General features: G+C 51.7%; 13 protein-coding genes. 9 read left to right on the forward strand and 4 right to left on the reverse strand.

All coding sequences use genetic code 11. The annotated features are described in order from the left end of the window. Positions 1 to 10 precede the first annotated feature (10 nt). Positions 11 to 1,084, forward strand: a complete 1,074-nt coding sequence (locus MIB40_RS14835) for a patatin-like phospholipase family protein (RefSeq protein ID WP_249695847.1) — start codon at positions 11 to 13, stop codon at positions 1,082 to 1,084. Positions 1,085 to 1,160: 76 nt separating this feature from the next. Here the strand turns inward: MIB40_RS14835 and MIB40_RS14840 are convergent, their stop codons facing one another. Next, positions 1,161 to 1,931: a lysophospholipid acyltransferase family protein gene (locus MIB40_RS14840; RefSeq protein ID WP_249695849.1), complete on the reverse strand. Its 771-nt coding sequence runs from the start codon at positions 1,929 to 1,931 to the stop codon at positions 1,161 to 1,163. Between the two features lie 548 nt (positions 1,932 to 2,479). Between MIB40_RS14840 and MIB40_RS14845 the strand changes: the two genes are divergently transcribed. The 3 genes from MIB40_RS14845 (at position 2,480) to MIB40_RS14855 (ending at position 6,895) form a co-directional block, all read left to right on the forward strand. Next, on the forward strand, positions 2,480 to 3,541 hold the full coding sequence (locus MIB40_RS14845) for a Glu/Leu/Phe/Val family dehydrogenase (protein WP_249695852.1): 1,062 nt from the start codon (positions 2,480 to 2,482) through the stop codon (positions 3,539 to 3,541). Positions 3,542 to 3,673: 132 nt separating this feature from the next. Beyond that, positions 3,674 to 5,479, forward strand: a complete 1,806-nt coding sequence (locus MIB40_RS14850) for an acyl-CoA dehydrogenase (protein ID WP_249695854.1) — start codon at positions 3,674 to 3,676, stop codon at positions 5,477 to 5,479. 426 nt (positions 5,480 to 5,905) lie between these two features. Continuing rightward, a complete protein-coding gene (locus MIB40_RS14855) occupies positions 5,906 to 6,895 on the forward strand; it encodes an MBL fold metallo-hydrolase (protein WP_249695856.1) in 990 nt (329 codons plus the stop codon). A gap of 101 nt (positions 6,896 to 6,996) precedes the next feature. On the opposite strand, the gene MIB40_RS14860 is transcribed toward MIB40_RS14855, so the two are convergent. Both MIB40_RS14860 and MIB40_RS14865 read right to left on the reverse strand, forming a co-directional pair. Then, positions 6,997 to 7,350, reverse strand: a complete 354-nt coding sequence (locus MIB40_RS14860; RefSeq protein WP_249695858.1) for a hypothetical protein — start codon at positions 7,348 to 7,350, stop codon at positions 6,997 to 6,999. 251 nt (positions 7,351 to 7,601) lie between these two features. Next, on the reverse strand, positions 7,602 to 8,042 hold the full coding sequence (locus MIB40_RS14865) for an SRPBCC family protein (RefSeq protein WP_249695860.1): 441 nt from the start codon (positions 8,040 to 8,042) through the stop codon (positions 7,602 to 7,604). A 250-nt stretch (positions 8,043 to 8,292) separates the two neighbouring features. Between MIB40_RS14865 and MIB40_RS14870 the strand changes: the two genes are divergently transcribed. The 5 genes from MIB40_RS14870 (at position 8,293) to MIB40_RS14890 (ending at position 13,679) form a co-directional block, all read left to right on the forward strand. Next, positions 8,293 to 8,628 (forward strand): hypothetical protein, encoded by a 336-nt coding sequence (locus MIB40_RS14870; RefSeq protein WP_249695862.1) that lies wholly within the window; start codon positions 8,293 to 8,295, stop codon positions 8,626 to 8,628. An 89-nt stretch (positions 8,629 to 8,717) separates the two neighbouring features. Then, positions 8,718 to 9,596: a hypothetical protein gene (locus MIB40_RS14875; protein ID WP_249695864.1), complete on the forward strand. Its 879-nt coding sequence runs from the start codon at positions 8,718 to 8,720 to the stop codon at positions 9,594 to 9,596. A 439-nt stretch (positions 9,597 to 10,035) separates the two neighbouring features. Further along, on the forward strand, positions 10,036 to 11,433 hold the full coding sequence (locus MIB40_RS14880; RefSeq protein WP_249695866.1) for a hypothetical protein: 1,398 nt from the start codon (positions 10,036 to 10,038) through the stop codon (positions 11,431 to 11,433). A gap of 208 nt (positions 11,434 to 11,641) precedes the next feature. Next, on the forward strand, positions 11,642 to 13,087 hold the full coding sequence (locus MIB40_RS14885) for a catalase (protein ID WP_249695868.1): 1,446 nt from the start codon (positions 11,642 to 11,644) through the stop codon (positions 13,085 to 13,087). Between the two features lie 121 nt (positions 13,088 to 13,208). Continuing rightward, complete coding sequence (locus tag MIB40_RS14890; protein ID WP_406566760.1) at positions 13,209 to 13,679, forward strand: Dps family protein; 471 nt, start codon at positions 13,209 to 13,211, stop codon at positions 13,677 to 13,679. Positions 13,680 to 13,786: 107 nt separating this feature from the next. Here the strand turns inward: MIB40_RS14890 and MIB40_RS14895 are convergent, their stop codons facing one another. Beyond that, entirely contained in the window at positions 13,787 to 14,530 is a 744-nt protein-coding gene (locus MIB40_RS14895) for a substrate-binding periplasmic protein (RefSeq protein ID WP_249695871.1), read from the reverse strand. Between the last annotated feature and the right edge of the window lie 423 nt (positions 14,531 to 14,953).

Here is a 14,953-nt window from a genome sequence, read left to right on the forward strand (position 1 = left end):
GCTTTTATAGATGTCTGCCCTTCATTTCTATGCCGGCGATGACGCCCGCAACCGTATCAACCAGTACGGCTTGCAAGCCCAGCATGTGAAAGCCATGGTCGGCGCATCCGGTGGCCCCAAATGGCTGATGCTACGGGAGATCGACCGTTACCTGCTGTCCCAGTTCTTCCCGGCCAGCGAACAGCCCGTGCAATTGCTGGGCTCTTCCATCGGCAGCTGGCGCTTTGCCTGTTACGCGACTCAAGACCCCTTGCAAGCATTCGAGCGCTTCGAGCAAGCCTATGTTAATCAACGCTATGAGACCAAGCCGACGCCGGCTGAGGTCAGCCAGGTCAGCTACGCCCTACTGGAACAATTGCTAGGCCCAGGCGGCGCAGGCCATGCCGTGAAAAACCCTCGCTTTTTACTCAACATCATGGCGGTTCGTGCCAGAGGCCTGTGTGCATCCGAGCGCCAGGGCGTGCTAACCACCGGCGTGGTGTTGGCGGCCCTGGGCAATCTGGCCAGCCGTCGCAGTCTGGGTTTGAGTTTTGAACGGGCGCTGTTCAGTACCGACCCCGGCAATACGCCCTTCAAACAGCTACAGGATCTTCCTCACGGTATTCATCCACTGACAGGTCGCAACCTGGTTCAGGCACTGATGGCGACGGCATCGATTCCGCTGGTGATGTCAGGTGTCGACAATATAGAACAGGCCCCCGAGGGTATTTACCGCGATGGCGGCATCACCGACTATCATTTCGACATTCCGTTTCTGCAAGAACCGGGCATTGTGCTTTATCCGCACTTCTCCCCTCGGGTCGCCCCGGGCTGGTTCGACAAGGCTCTCAAATGGCGCCAGCCCAGCGAGTCAAACTACCGTAATGTCTTGCTGATAACACCGAGTCCCGATTTCATCGCCAGCCTGCCCGGGGGCAAAATTCCTGACCGTAACGACTTTATGAAGCTGAGTAACGACGAACGAATTGCGCGCTGGAATAAGGTGCTTGTTATGACACGTCAACTGGCGGATGAGCTACATGACACACTGTCACAAAACAGGTTGAGCTCTCAATTGAGACCTTTGCCGTTCACTCCGCATTAACGAGCTCTCGGCTCAGGCCACCTCGGAAGGGTGACCCGACCATCAGGAGATTTATTGACTTGCAGGGCGAGATGGCTCAACTCTGGTGTTGTTGGCGACGCTTCTCTTTCATATCGGCGTAAATACGTTTGATCTCGATGATATCAGCATCGATGTCGCCAGTTGGATAGAAAGTAGGGCCAAAGCCACCGGTTTTCGTCGTGTAGTCGACAAAACCCAGGGCAATGGGAACCCCGGCTCCGTGGGCGATATGATAAAAACCGGTCTTCCATTTATCGACCTTGGAGCGGGTTCCTTCCGGTGGGATCGTCACCACCAGCTCATCATTCTTGTTAAAGGTTTCGATCACCTGCTCAACCATATTGTTGGAACGGCTGCGATTGATAGCAATACCTCCCATCCAACGCATCAATGGTCCCATCGGGCCACGAAACAGGGACTGCTTGCCCATCCAGAAGATCTTGAAGCGGAAGATCACCGCCATCGACATGGTGATGGGGAAATCCCAGTTGGTCGTATGGGGGACGGCGATCAAAACGTATTTGGATTCTTCCGGTGGCCGGCCTTCCAGCTTCCACCCGGCCAATTTCAAAATAATCCAGGCCAGGCCATAGCCCACTTGCGACAAGATGGGCGTGTCGTAAACCGTCATTCTCATAATAAAGCCTTGATAACCCGCCCCACTGGTACGGAAAAGTAAAGGTGGCAATCGCCATTGGGTGATTGCATGAAAGGCCGCTACCCTGGTGCCCAACTCTGCAGGTATCGCCGAAGCTGAAAGCGATTGTAGAGAAAAACACTGGTCGTGCCATTTAACGGCGGTTCTATAGCAGAAACCGCGCCCCATAGAGGTATCCGTACCACTCGAGCGGGCGCGATAGTATCACGAAGTCAACAGCACACCCATAACCTCGGTCAACAGAAACACCTACCAAGCTTGACAGCTACCGGCAGAGATTGATTACACTGGTAACCGGTTTGTCTATCCGGCAACCCAGAACAGCCCTCACAAGGGGCCTCCAATAAGAACAGTGTTAACAAACACAAGTATCATCGACTGCTCGCTACCCGCGAGACAGCGAGGAACCTAATATGACGACTATCCATTGCACTACTACCCATATCACTCGGGTCTTAGCTAACTCTAGCTCAACCGCACGCCTCTCTCCTGCGTTATCACTAGCCAGGCAATCAGATACCGGCCCCGCTCCGGCATTCCGGGTCTTATAGTCCCTCTGCATCGAGTATTAGCCTGCTTGCAGGCATTCGTATTCCGGTTTGTTATCAAGCTCGAATCGTTGCTGCATCAATCAATTGCCACGCATTCCACCCGACGGCCTATTATTTATACTGCCACCACGTGCAGACCGTCGCCCTGAGAAACAGGAGATTCGCATGTCCGTATTTAGCCACCCCGATTTCGACCAACACGAGAACGTCCATTTCTGCTTTGACCCCGAAACCGGGCTCAAGGCAATCATCGCCATTCATAATACCAACCTGGGCCCCGCATTGGGCGGCTGCCGTATGTATCCCTACGCCAACGATGAGCAAGCCCTGCGCGATGTTCTGCGCCTGTCTCGCGGTATGACCTACAAATCCGCCGTTGCCGAACTGCCTTTAGGCGGCGGCAAATCGGTCATCATTGGAGACCCTCGTCAACACAAGACCGAACACCTGCTGAGGGCCATGGGACGCTTTATCGACCAGGTCGGGGGCCGCTATATTGCCGCAGAAGATTCTGGCACCAGCGTTCCCGACCTGCGCACCATGGCACTGGAAACCAAACATGTCAGTGGGATCGCCGACCGTCAGGGCATCGACGGTAAACCCGCCCAGGGTGACCCTTCCCCGGCTACGGCCTACGGCGTCTTTGTCGGACTCAAGGCCGCGGTTAAGCAACAACTGGGCAGCGACTCCCTGAGCGGACTCAAGGTTGCCATTCAGGGCTTGGGAAATGTGGGCTACCGTCTCGCACGTCATCTGCACGAAGCCGGTGCCGAGCTCTGGGTCTGCGACCTGTATGCCGAACAGGAGCAACGGGCAGCAGAAGAATTCAATGCAACCATCGTCAAAGGCAGCGATATTTTTTCGTTGCCCGTCGACCTTTTTGCCCCCTGCGCCATGGGTGCCGTGATCAACGCCGATACACTACCGATGCTAAAGGCACGCATTATTGCCGGCGCTGCGAACAATCAGTTGTGGGACGAAACCTTTGATGCTCGCCTGCAGGAACGCGGCATTCTCTACGCTCCGGATTTCGTGCTCAACGCCGGCGGTATTATCGATATTCATTACGAACGCAGCGGTTACGATGCGGCCAAATCCCGAGCCCATGTGGAAAGAATCGCCGACAACCTGAGCGCTATTTTCGAACGTTCTAGTAATGAACAAAAGCCGCCTGGTGACGTCGCTTTGCGCATCGCCGAAGAACGCTTTGTTCTAAAGACACCTTAAGCCCTTCATTCACCAGTGTGATAAATCGACATAAATGGCGCTGCCGATGCAGCGCCATGTCGCCATGCTATAGTCATCGCGAACCCGAATGCCCGACCCCAAGACCTAATAACGGCTGCTGCGGAGACCGCCATGACTGACCAGTTACTCAATGATCGCGACATCGAATTTATGCTCTACGAGCTGCTCGATACCGAACAACTGCTTAACCGAGAGCGCTATCAGGAACACTCTCGCGAAGTCTTTAACGCGACCCTTGATACGGCCAAAACCATCGCACAGAAATTCTTCGCCAATCACAACACCAAAGGCGACGCTAACGAACCCACGTTCGATGGCGAAAATGTGCACCTGATTCCCGAAACCAAAGCCGCCTGGGATGCCTTTGCCGAGGCAGGCTTTCTGGCCGCCCATTACGATTTCGAAGAGGGTGGCCTGCAGATGCCCGAGATTATTCTGCGCAGCGCCATGTCCTATATCACCGCCGCCAACGTGGCATCGACCGGATACCCTTTCCTCACCATCGGAGCTGCCAATTTGATTCACACCTTTGGCAGTGACGAACAAAAAGCCCTGTATCTTCCCCCCATGCAGGATGGCCGTTTTGCCGGCACCATGGCATTGACCGAACCGGGACAGGGATCGGCACTGGCGGATATTATTACCACCGCACGACCGCAGGAGGATGGTAGCTACCGACTGTTCGGCCAAAAGATGTATATCTCCGGAGGAGACCAGTCACTGACCGAGAATATCGTGCACATGGTATTGGCCAAGATCGAAGGGGCTCCCGCCGGAGCCAAGGGCATTTCGCTGTTTATTTGTCCCAAGGTTCTGGTCAATGAAGACGGTTCATTGGGCGAACGTAACGATGTGGCTCTGGCGGGTCTGCTGCATAAAATGGGCTATCGTAATACGACCTCCACCGTGCTCAACTTTGGTGAGCAAGAGGGCGCCAAAGCCTGGTTGGTGGGTGAGCCTCACAAAGGCCTGGCCTATATGTTCCAGATGATGAACGAAGCCCGTATTGGGGTTGGCCTGGGTGCTTCTATCCTGGGTTATCAAGGCTATAACTATTCGCTGGATTACGCCCGCCAACGCCCCCAGGGCCGACTGCCATCCAATCGCGATCCGGAATCCAAGCAGATCAATATCGTTCAGCACGCTGATGTACGCCGCATGTTGCTGGCTCAAAAAGCCTATTGCGAAGGCTCGATGGCGCTCTGCTTGTTCGCCAGTTCATTGTTTGAGGACAGCAATACCGCTCCCGATGAAGCAGAACGCAAGCAGGCTTTCACATTGCTCGACCTGCTGACACCGGTGGTAAAATCCTTCCCTTCCCGTTACGGCCTGAAAGCCAACGAGATGGCAATTCAGGTGTTAGGTGGCGCCGGGTATATTCGCGAGTATCCCGTGGAACAGTACTACCGCGATAACCGCCTGAACCCTATTCACGAGGGCACCGAAGCGATTCATGGCCTGGACCTGCTGGGGCGCAAGATCCCCATGGGCAATATGACGGGCTATCAACTTTTTTCCAAGACTCTGCGTGAAGACCTGCAAACAGCAGCCGAGCTTCCCCAACTGGAAGCGTTAGGCAACAAACTTGGTGACGCCCTGAAACTGCTCGATCAAACCACCATGACCTTATTGAGCCGGCTGGCCAAGGAAACCGACCTGGCACTGGCTAACGCGACCCTCTACCTGGATATGTTTGGCCGTGTCGTGGTCGCCTGGATGTGGATCAAACAGGCAATGGCAGCTTCTCGAGGCCTGGAACAATGCCAACAGGATTCCCCTGACCACAACTTCTACCAGGGCAAACTACAGGCAGCTCGCTACTATGTGAATTGGGAGCTACCCGAGATCCAGCCGCTGGCCGAGCGTTTGCAATCATTCGCCCCCGAAGCCTTTGAAATGCAGGATGAGTGGTTCTAGCTCACCTTATCTTCGGGCTTCTTACTGAAGTGTTTTACAGATCATCGGCCACTTGCGGGCCGATGATCTATAGCCAACCGAAAACAAACGGCCTGTTTTCACGCTACTTTCAGCCCCCCTTCTCAGCCTTCTTACACCCGCCTCTCCGCATTCCTCTGCATTTTTGCGATAAACACCTTACCGCATTGATTCGAATGACCCGTGCGGCTGATATCCATCTATGTGATCGTTAAAAAAACATCGTATAGATGGATAGCGCCATAGAGTTTTACTATCACCACCATCGATAAAATCTAATACCCAAGACCCTCCATCACACCTAGCCTGTAAAAAACGGGTTTCTCGAGGCACGGGTTACGCCTATTATTTGACTGATCATTCAAGAATTGCAAAACAATGAACAATACCTAGCAAAAGGGACACACCATGCAGACATCCATTCGATCCATCATTCGCTCAACCCTGTTAACCAGCGTCCTGCTACCGCTCGCAGCTGTGGGGTCTTACGCCAGCGCCAGTGATAGCGTTAAAGTCACGCCCTTGGGCGGTCAACCCGGTGAGTTCTGCCGACTCGACCGAGCGATGGTTTTCGAAGATCCCAACGGAACTCGCATCCTCTATGACGCCGGAATGACCGTAGCGGGCGCTGATGACCCACGCCTGGGCAATATCGATATTGTGCTGGTGAGTCATATGCATGGGGATCACCTGGGTAGCAAACACACCTCTGGCGCCGGGGCCGGAACCTGCGCCAAACCCGACCTGTCCGTAAATGCCCTGCCTCTGTCCAACAGCGTCAAGATTGCCGTCGCGAAAAACGCCAAAATGGTAACCGGCAGCGAAATGCCTGCGTTCTTCGCAGCCAAGATTAAAGAAGCGGGAGGGGATCCGAAAAACTCCCTACTGGTTCGTTTCGGCGCCAACAAAAGTGTCGGGGGTGTCCACATCACAACGGTTCCTGCCGTGCACAGCAACGGGGTCGGGCACGAATACATCGGTGGCAGTCTGGGTGAGTCGATGAAGATGGCCGGTATCAAGGCCTACGTTGGCCCTCCTACCGGTTACGTCCTCACCTTCAGCAACGGCCTGGTGACCTACCTTTCCGGTGATACCGGTATTACCGCCGAACAGGATACCGTCGTGCGAGGACATTACGGCGCCGAACTGGTGGTAATGAATATCGGCGACACCTACACGACCGGACCCTCTCAGGCGGCCTATGTCATTAATGACCTGATCAAGCCAATGGCCGTCATTCCTTCCCATGCTAACGAGGAGGCCACCAAGGATGGCAAAGTAATCGAGGGTACCCGTACCGCAGAATTTATCGCTGCCACCAACACGCCAGTGCATGTGCCACTGAGCGACAAAACCCTGTCCTTCGATGGCGACGGCAAATGTATTGCGGGCTGCTAGCCCTCATTCGATAACCCGTTGAAAGCCCTTTAAACACCGACTATTTAAAGGGCTTTTTTGTCAGCTTTGAAAATAGAACCATGGCTTCTTATCTTCAAATACTATTTGGAAACCGTGCTTTCATTGACATACCAGATACCGTTTTTCTGATGAATACCGACAACAATCAGAGCTTCGTTTTTCTCATAGTAGGCTCGCCAAACAAACCGTAAGCAGCCTGGTCGGTCGTCATCCTTAAAGCCGTTTAATGCACCTAAAAAATCCCGACGCTGATAGGGTCCCAACTCATCACGCATCAATGCAGTATCTTTAAGAAAATCATCCTTGCCAAAATCTTCCAGGTCCGATTTTTCAAATCGACAGACAAATCCCTCATAGTCTTCGTCTCGATCCGCCTTAAGCATTTCAGTGAGATACTCCTCTGCAACCCCTAATGCTTCCTTGTTGTTTTCCATTCTTAGTTCCTAAAATCGGCCAATGATCTTGATTATTCATTCATCGAGCGTTGTCTACTCACTGCTCACCTGCCAACCACCATAAAGTTAAGGCACCTCTGATTAATTCAGATGAGCCCCGTAGGGCAGTCCTAAAATGGTTTTTTTCGGTGTTGAAGCCCTTGTTCAGGTCTCGACATAAACGGCGAGCTTCGCCTTGATAAAAACCATTTTAGGATCCGCAGAGTTCATCTGAATTAATCAGAGGTGCCTTAAGAGTGATCTATAGGAATATCGTTCGGAAAGGGCTTTCCTTTTCCGCCTTCGAGCGCAGCTTTCAAACTCAACAAAAAAACAGCCCATTTCGTACTGCAATGGGCCATAAAATCGGTGATTTCCTGCCAATGAGAGTGCGTAAACCGAACAAATGTCTGGTTGCCTTCAACCCTCAGATCAAAACAAACTTCAGTGCCCATCCAGGCTTCCGGCATCATACCCGAATGTTTCCAGACCACCCGTTTATTAGGAATGAGCTGCAAAACCTCAAAATCAGGCCCTCCTCCATTGAAGCGAAATTCAATAAGTGAACCCACCTCCCCTGCTCCTTTTACATCCGTAGTCCACCACTTCGACAAGCCGCTATTGGTCGTCAAAAATGGGTAGATTTGTTCTGGCGTGGCACTGATACCTACCTGATGATTAATACTGGCCATGGTCTTCACCCTTTTCTATTGCTCACTCATTGCACCAACAACAATCGCTTATTCGACAATAAGTAAAGAGAAAAACAGCGCACTACACAATCAATCCCTATAGATGGTTTCAGCGTAAAAAGTCCCCCTTTATCTCAAACAAAACTACATAGCCCTGCGAATTTTTATATTACACTTTCGACACATCGTGGACTTAATCAGCACACCAACCCTCCCGATCACCCCTCGATTCACACGGAATGAATCTGCTATGAAAGGAAGCCAATATTACCTCTTCGTGCTGCTGTGCTCTTTTGTGATTGCAACAGGCTGCAACAGCAAAGTTTATCACCCTTCTGCGCCAGTCGCCCTGACCCCTTCAGACCCATTAGCGGTGGAGCTTACCTGGACCTGTGATGCGCGCGATTCCTGCGGCCGCTGCATACGCGCCACCTGTAATGCAAAGTCTTTGAGAGATATAGCGCTTAACAATACCTGTATCGATTTGGCGGCTCAATGCATGGCCAGCGGGCACCGTTGGGAGGGTGTATCAACGATTGGAAGCTGCACCATGCGCGCGCCACTGGATTTTGAGTGCCCCAACTAGGTTACCGCGATCAAGGCTCGCAAGGATCTTCCCAACAGTTTCACTAACCGCCAAGGTTTGGCGCACACCAGCTATTTACAGGGCCTATTATGGATACTTATTCGAAATCTGACACCAATAAAGCACCCCAAAACCAGATCATCAAACCGCTTCCCGATTCACAAAAAGCCAGAAAACTCACCTCATTTTCGGTGACCTCTGATAGCCTGGTAGCCACAGCAACACTGATGGTTGATCCGAGCCATCGACTGATAAAAATCTGGTGGGGAGATGAAGCAGAGAACGCGCAACCTCAAACCATCGATCTCCTCAAAGAGCGCCTGCTTGCCAAAACCGGTTCGGATGCTAATCGATTAGAGTTGCAACATGCTTATGCCCCAAGCGGTCTTCGTAAGATCATTCTTGTCCAGAGCCTGGATGTCAACGGCCAAACCGCCTGGGATAATGCCGTTATCGACCTTATGCCTCGCTACCGATTTATTCTTTACCCAATCAAACTGGAAATAAACAATCACCTCGATGGCCTGTTCGATATCGAGTCCGAACTTGATATTCATATGAGCATTCGCCACAACAACGAACTGTTGCGCGATGAACAGTGGCAAGAAAACTTCAATACGCTTAATGGCATCACTACAGGGACGATCTACCCGCTTTTTCATACGCTGGAGAATACTCAATTCAGCCGGGAACTTACTCTGGATGATGACCCCATTGAGATCAGTCTGCACCTGAAAGAGCTCGATAGCACGCTTGCGAACATTATTGAAGTCATACTGTCCGGCTTATCGGAGTTCGATGGCTCCACCCGTGTGCCTTACGGATTTCACCCTAGCGTTTATACAGGCCCCAATGAATTCAGGGTTCCTTATGAAGTTACCGATGGCACATTACACGTCATTCTTTCTACCGAAATGAAACTGCTAGTTCCTGTAAACCAACCGCCTCTTGTCATGTCACCAGTCTGAAGTAATTTTATCGTATTCAAAGCAGATCTGCTTATTAGATCCGAAGGTTCTATACTAAGGAACCTCTGATTAATTCAGATAGATCTCTGCGGATCCTAAAAATGATTTTTATCAAGGCGAAGCCCTTGTTCATGTCGAGACCTGAACAAGGGCTTCAACACCGAGAAAAACCAATTTCAGGACCGCCCTACAGGGCTTTCGGGCGAATCCAGCCTCTTTGTTACGCCTTTTTGAAAGATCTCGACCTTACTGCAAAGGCGTGTCACGATTCTGAATCCGCCTGAAAGCCAGAGTTCATCTGAATTAATCAGAGGTGCGTAAGACGGTTTGGTCTCGGTAATAGCACGCCAACAAAGATGAAGAACACACATTTATCTATCATCTTGTTCTGTTTGCTACGATAAAAAAATTACATTCGTTATTCCTGATTGGGTTCCTTATGCGCTGCTCACCACATCCATTACTCAAAGGTCTTTTTACTGTATTTATCGCAGGGGTATCTGCGCTGTTATTAAGCGCTTGTATCCCCCACAAGCAATACCGCTATGACTATGCGCCCTGCTCTTCAGGAAATCCGATAGAGGACTGTCAGAGCAATGCTCTACAGCATTACCAGAGCCCACCCGGAGAAAACAGCGATTATCTGTTAACCTTCATCGAGTTTGACGATCAGGGGCAACTCTGGGACAGGCAGCAGCTCAACCGTGTCATTGCTGGAATCCAGAAAGAAAGCTCTGAGCGCGAACTATTGATGGTAGTCTTTGCTCACGGCTGGAAACACAACGCCAAAGCCGGCGATCAAAACATCATCGACTTTCGCAGCACCCTGAAAAAGCTTAGCGCCATCGAATCCGGGATCAGTGCTAACACCAAAAAACAGCCAAGAACGATTGTCGGAATTTATCTGGGCTGGCGCGGAGGTTCCGTTAGTCTGCCAGTCATGAAAGAACTGTCTTTCTGGGACCGGAAAAATACCGCCCATAAAGTCGGCTACGGCGGCGTAACCGAAGTGCTAAGCCGGCTCGAAATCGTGCAGAAAACCAAACACTCGATTGCACCGGACAGCAGCACTCGCCTGGTTATCATAGGACATAGCTTCGGCGGTGCCGTTATCTATTCAGCCCTTAGTGAATTACTGGAAAATGGATTCGTGCAAACGAAAGGCCCCACTGAACTGGTGAGTGACACCCAGGGATTTGCCGATTTGGTGGTGCTGATCAACCCGGCTTTCGAAGCTGTCCGATTCAGCAACCTGAGCGATATGTCGCTGGAACGGAAAAGCTACTTCGATAGCCAACTACCCGTGCTCGCCATACTCACATCAGAAGCCGATAACGCTACCAGAATCGCTTTCCCAATGGGCCGCTGGTTCTCCACCCTGTTCGAGAAAGAACGCACAGCAACTCGCTACAACCCGGTCACCCAACAAGAGCAAAGTATCGATCAGGGTAAAGCCAATATCACCACCGTGGGTCATTTTGACGACTACAAGACCCATTATTTGAGCGCCACCCCCGCTATTGGGGCTAACGATGGCAGCAACTACTCATCATTACAGGAAGAGCTCGCCCTCTTCGTGCAGGCAAGCGATAGCTGGGAAAACGACCATCCGGGCAGCAAGATCCCATTCAATGGTTCAACCCTCGAACGTACCCATGACTCCGCCGGACGAAACCCTTACCTTAATATCCGGGTTGACGCACAACTCATCCCAGACCATAACCATATCTATGACCCGCGCATAGAACGTTTCGTACGACAGTTAATTATGATCTCCTCGCAACCCAAAACGCTTGAATCCAGGCAATTCCTGCGCTCGCAGACACTACCTGAGTAATTTGACGCTTCACAGGCATTTTGCTGGATAGTTGAACGACCCTCGTGAACTTTTCCTCCGATCGAGAGACAGAGAGGAAACATGCTCTTGCTTCTCACCCAGCTCGATAGCTATTTACTATCGAATCCATCAAAACAAGCTAATGTATTAATCGATCAGACACACCTAAGCTTTACAGGGTCAATCTATCGCATCCGAGGATGTCATCATGAAAAAGAAGCTCACTACCAACGCCGGTTGCCCGGTTGCTCACAACCAGAATGTCATGACAGCCGGCCCACGCGGCCCGCAACTGTTACAAGATGTCTGGTTTCTGGAAAAGCTGGCTCATTTCGACCGTGAAGTAATTCCCGAACGACGCATGCACGCCAAGGGTTCCGGGGCCTACGGCACCTTCACCGTGACCCAGGATATTACCCGCTATACCCGAGCCAGGATTTTCTCCGAAGTCGGTAAACAAACCGAATTATTCGCTCGCTTCACCACGGTAGCCGGCGAGCGCGGAGCGGCAGATGCCGAGCGCGATATTCGCGGTTTTGCTGTTAAGTTCTATACCGAAGAGGGTAACTGGGATCTGGTTGGAAACAATACCCCGGTGTTCTTCCTGCGTGACCCGCTGAAGTTTCCCGACCTCAACCATGCCGTGAAACGAGATCCCCGTACGAATATGCGCAGCGCGCAGAACAACTGGGACTTCTGGACCTCATTACCCGAAGCCCTGCACCAGGTAACGATCGTCATGAGCGACCGAGGCCTGCCGGCCACCTACCGCCATATGCACGGTTTTGGCAGCCACACTTTCAGCATGATCAACGCCGACAATGAGCGAGTCTGGGTCAAGTTCCATTTCAAATCCAACCAGGGCATTAAAAACCTCACGGATCAGGAAGCCGAGGTGGTGATTGGCAAGGATCGGGAAAGCCACCAGGCCGACCTGTATAACGCGATCGAAGAGGGTGATAAACCCTCCTGGACCCTGAAAATCCAGGTCATGACCGAGGAGCAAGCCGAACAATCCCCCTACAACCCTTTCGATCTGACCAAGGTATGGCCGCACAAGGACTATCCACTGATCGAAGTGGGCGTAATGGAGCTCAACCGCAATCCGGAGAACTTCTTCGCCGAGGTCGAGCAATCCGCCTTTAACCCGGCCAGTGTGGTACCCGGGATCGGATTTTCTCCGGACAAAATGCTTCAGGGTCGCCTGTTTTCTTACGGTGATGCGCAACGCTATCGCCTGGGTGTCAATCACCAACAGATTCCGGTAAACGCCCCGCGTTGCCCGGTACACAACTATCATCGCGATGGCGCCATGCGTGTCGATGGCAACTTTGGCAGCACCATTGGCTACGAACCCAACAGCCAGGGGGAATGGCAAGATCAGCCGGACTACTCCGAACCTCCTCTGCAGTTATCGGGAGCGGCAGCACACTGGGATCATCGTGAAGATGAAGATTACTTTTCGCAGCCGGGAGAGCTGTTTCGCCTTATGAGCAAGAAGCAGCAAGCCGCCCTGTTTAGCAATACCGCAGCCTCCCTGGGCGGGGCTTCAGAAGAGATACAGCGGCGCCATATTTCCCATTGCCTGAAAGCAGACCCGGCCTATGGCGCCGGCATTGCCAAGGCACTGGGTTTAACGCTAGACGATCAATAACCACAACATCAACTGGCAGGCTTTTCTTTAAGGCCTGCCGCTACACTCTGTTCCGACAACCATCCGCCTGGTGTTCAGTACCAGGCGGATGGCAATCACTGACAAGTTAAAGGAGCACCTCGTGACCGACATCGATATTGGTATCAGCCAACAAGATCGCATTAATATCGCCGAAGGCTTGAAACGCCTGTTAGCGGACTCTTACACCCTCTACTTGCAAACCCATAACTTTCACTGGAACGTCACCGGCCCGCAATTTCGTGAGCTTCACCTGATGTTCGAAGAGCATTACACCGAGCTGGCCGTAGCGGTGGACGATATTGCCGAGCGTATACGCACCCTCGATGTCGCTGCACCAGGCACCTATAAAGAGTTTGCCAGACTTAGCTCCATCGACGAGGTCGAAGGCGTACCAAGCGCCGAGCAGATGGTGGACCTGTTAACCAGGGGGCACGAGCAGGTGGTAAAGACCTCACGTGCAGCACTCAAACTGGCCCAGGACGCAGACGACGAATCGACGGCGGCCCTTGTGTCAGATCGTATGCGAATCCATGAGAAGACCTCCTGGATGCTGCGGGCTACCAGAAAATAGCCGCGAAACCCTACTCCTGCGGAAACAGCCAGGAGTAAAACCAAAGGAGTAATAAACAACAAGGGCGCAACCTCTCGGCTGCGCCCTTGTTATCCAACCGTCGTTAACTATTGATAGCGACTGGTCAGTTCATCCATGGTCCCATCGGCTCGCATCTGGTCCAGGGTCGACTGAAGCTTGTTAACAATTTCAGGCGGCACATCCAGGTTCAGTGCCAGGTACATCTCTGTAGACTTCAAGCGATAAGCGGTACGCAAACCCGAAAAGCCTTCCAGGTCTGCGATATAACGCCCGGTAATATCACCAGACACCCACACATCAATTTTACCTTCTGCCAGCTTCTTGGGGTTGGCATTATCTTTGTGAGCCTCTATCACTGGAATACCGTTGGCTTTCAGGTGTTCAGCAATCGCGTCCCCTTTGTAGCCACCGACACGATATTTAGCAAGATCTTGAAGGCTGTTGATCTTGACCTTGCTGCCGGCCTGAACAAAGGCAACCCAGTCATTGCTTACAATGGGGCCAACCCACTGAAACAGCTCTTCACGAGCTTCTGTACGAGTCGTAGAGAACAATCCGTAGTTATGGTTTTTCAGCGTCAAACCGTAGATACGCTTCCAGGGGAAACGCAGGGTCATGGAATACTTGATTGCACTTCGTGACATCAGTTCACGCACGATATCGGTGGCAATACCATCAATGCCACTTTCACGGCTGAAGTTCTTATCCTCGATGCTCATATTGAACGGAGGGTAATTTTCGGTCAGCAGGACAAGCTTGTATTCGCGGGCCTGGACAGACTGACTAAACAGGATTAACAAACAGAGGTTGATCAGAGAAAAGCGAAACATTGTGTGGCCTTTATCATAATTAGAAGAGACTGTTGGCGATCCTTGCCTGGTGATATAGAGGGGTGTTAACCACATCACACGTCAACAAAAAATACTGTAATGCGATAAAGCGTGTCAAGGAGCTGTCGGACTAAAACGCCGTATTGAGCTAATCTGCTCATTTTCGCCAGACAATCGGGCATTCTTTATGCTTATCTGTACTTCAGTGCTCGTTTTTAATGCGAAAAAAATTCTATAAACAGTCTTCGCCTTTAAATTGGTCGATGGTACCAACGACCTGTTTATGCTCCCTGACCAACAGCGGCATAACTTAAGGTACCTCTAATTTATTCGGATAGATCTCTGCGGATCCTAAAATGGTTTTTATCAAGGCGAAGCTCGCCGTTCATGTCGAGACCTGAACAAGGGCTTCAACACCGAGAA

It is taken from the genome of Aestuariirhabdus haliotis, assembly GCF_023509475.1.
GTDB classification, from domain to species: Bacteria; Pseudomonadota; Gammaproteobacteria; order Pseudomonadales; family Aestuariirhabdaceae; genus Aestuariirhabdus; species Aestuariirhabdus haliotis.

Coding starts and splice junctions, on each gene's coding strand:
- MIB40_RS14835 (WP_249695847.1), top strand. CDS start 11: ATGTCTGCCCTTCATTTCTATGCCGGCGATGACGCCCGCAACCGTATC.
- MIB40_RS14840 (WP_249695849.1), bottom strand. CDS start 1,931: ATGGGGCGCGGTTTCTGCTATAGAACCGCCGTTAAATGGCACGACCAG.
- MIB40_RS14845 (WP_249695852.1), top strand. CDS start 2,480: ATGTCCGTATTTAGCCACCCCGATTTCGACCAACACGAGAACGTCCAT.
- MIB40_RS14850 (WP_249695854.1), top strand. CDS start 3,674: ATGACTGACCAGTTACTCAATGATCGCGACATCGAATTTATGCTCTAC.
- MIB40_RS14855 (WP_249695856.1), top strand. CDS start 5,906: ATGCAGACATCCATTCGATCCATCATTCGCTCAACCCTGTTAACCAGC.
- MIB40_RS14860 (WP_249695858.1), bottom strand. CDS start 7,350: ATGGAAAACAACAAGGAAGCATTAGGGGTTGCAGAGGAGTATCTCACT.
- MIB40_RS14865 (WP_249695860.1), bottom strand. CDS start 8,042: ATGGCCAGTATTAATCATCAGGTAGGTATCAGTGCCACGCCAGAACAA.
- MIB40_RS14870 (WP_249695862.1), top strand. CDS start 8,293: ATGAAAGGAAGCCAATATTACCTCTTCGTGCTGCTGTGCTCTTTTGTG.
- MIB40_RS14875 (WP_249695864.1), top strand. CDS start 8,718: ATGGATACTTATTCGAAATCTGACACCAATAAAGCACCCCAAAACCAG.
- MIB40_RS14880 (WP_249695866.1), top strand. CDS start 10,036: ATGCGCTGCTCACCACATCCATTACTCAAAGGTCTTTTTACTGTATTT.
- MIB40_RS14885 (WP_249695868.1), top strand. CDS start 11,642: ATGAAAAAGAAGCTCACTACCAACGCCGGTTGCCCGGTTGCTCACAAC.
- MIB40_RS14895 (WP_249695871.1), bottom strand. CDS start 14,530: ATGTTTCGCTTTTCTCTGATCAACCTCTGTTTGTTAATCCTGTTTAGT.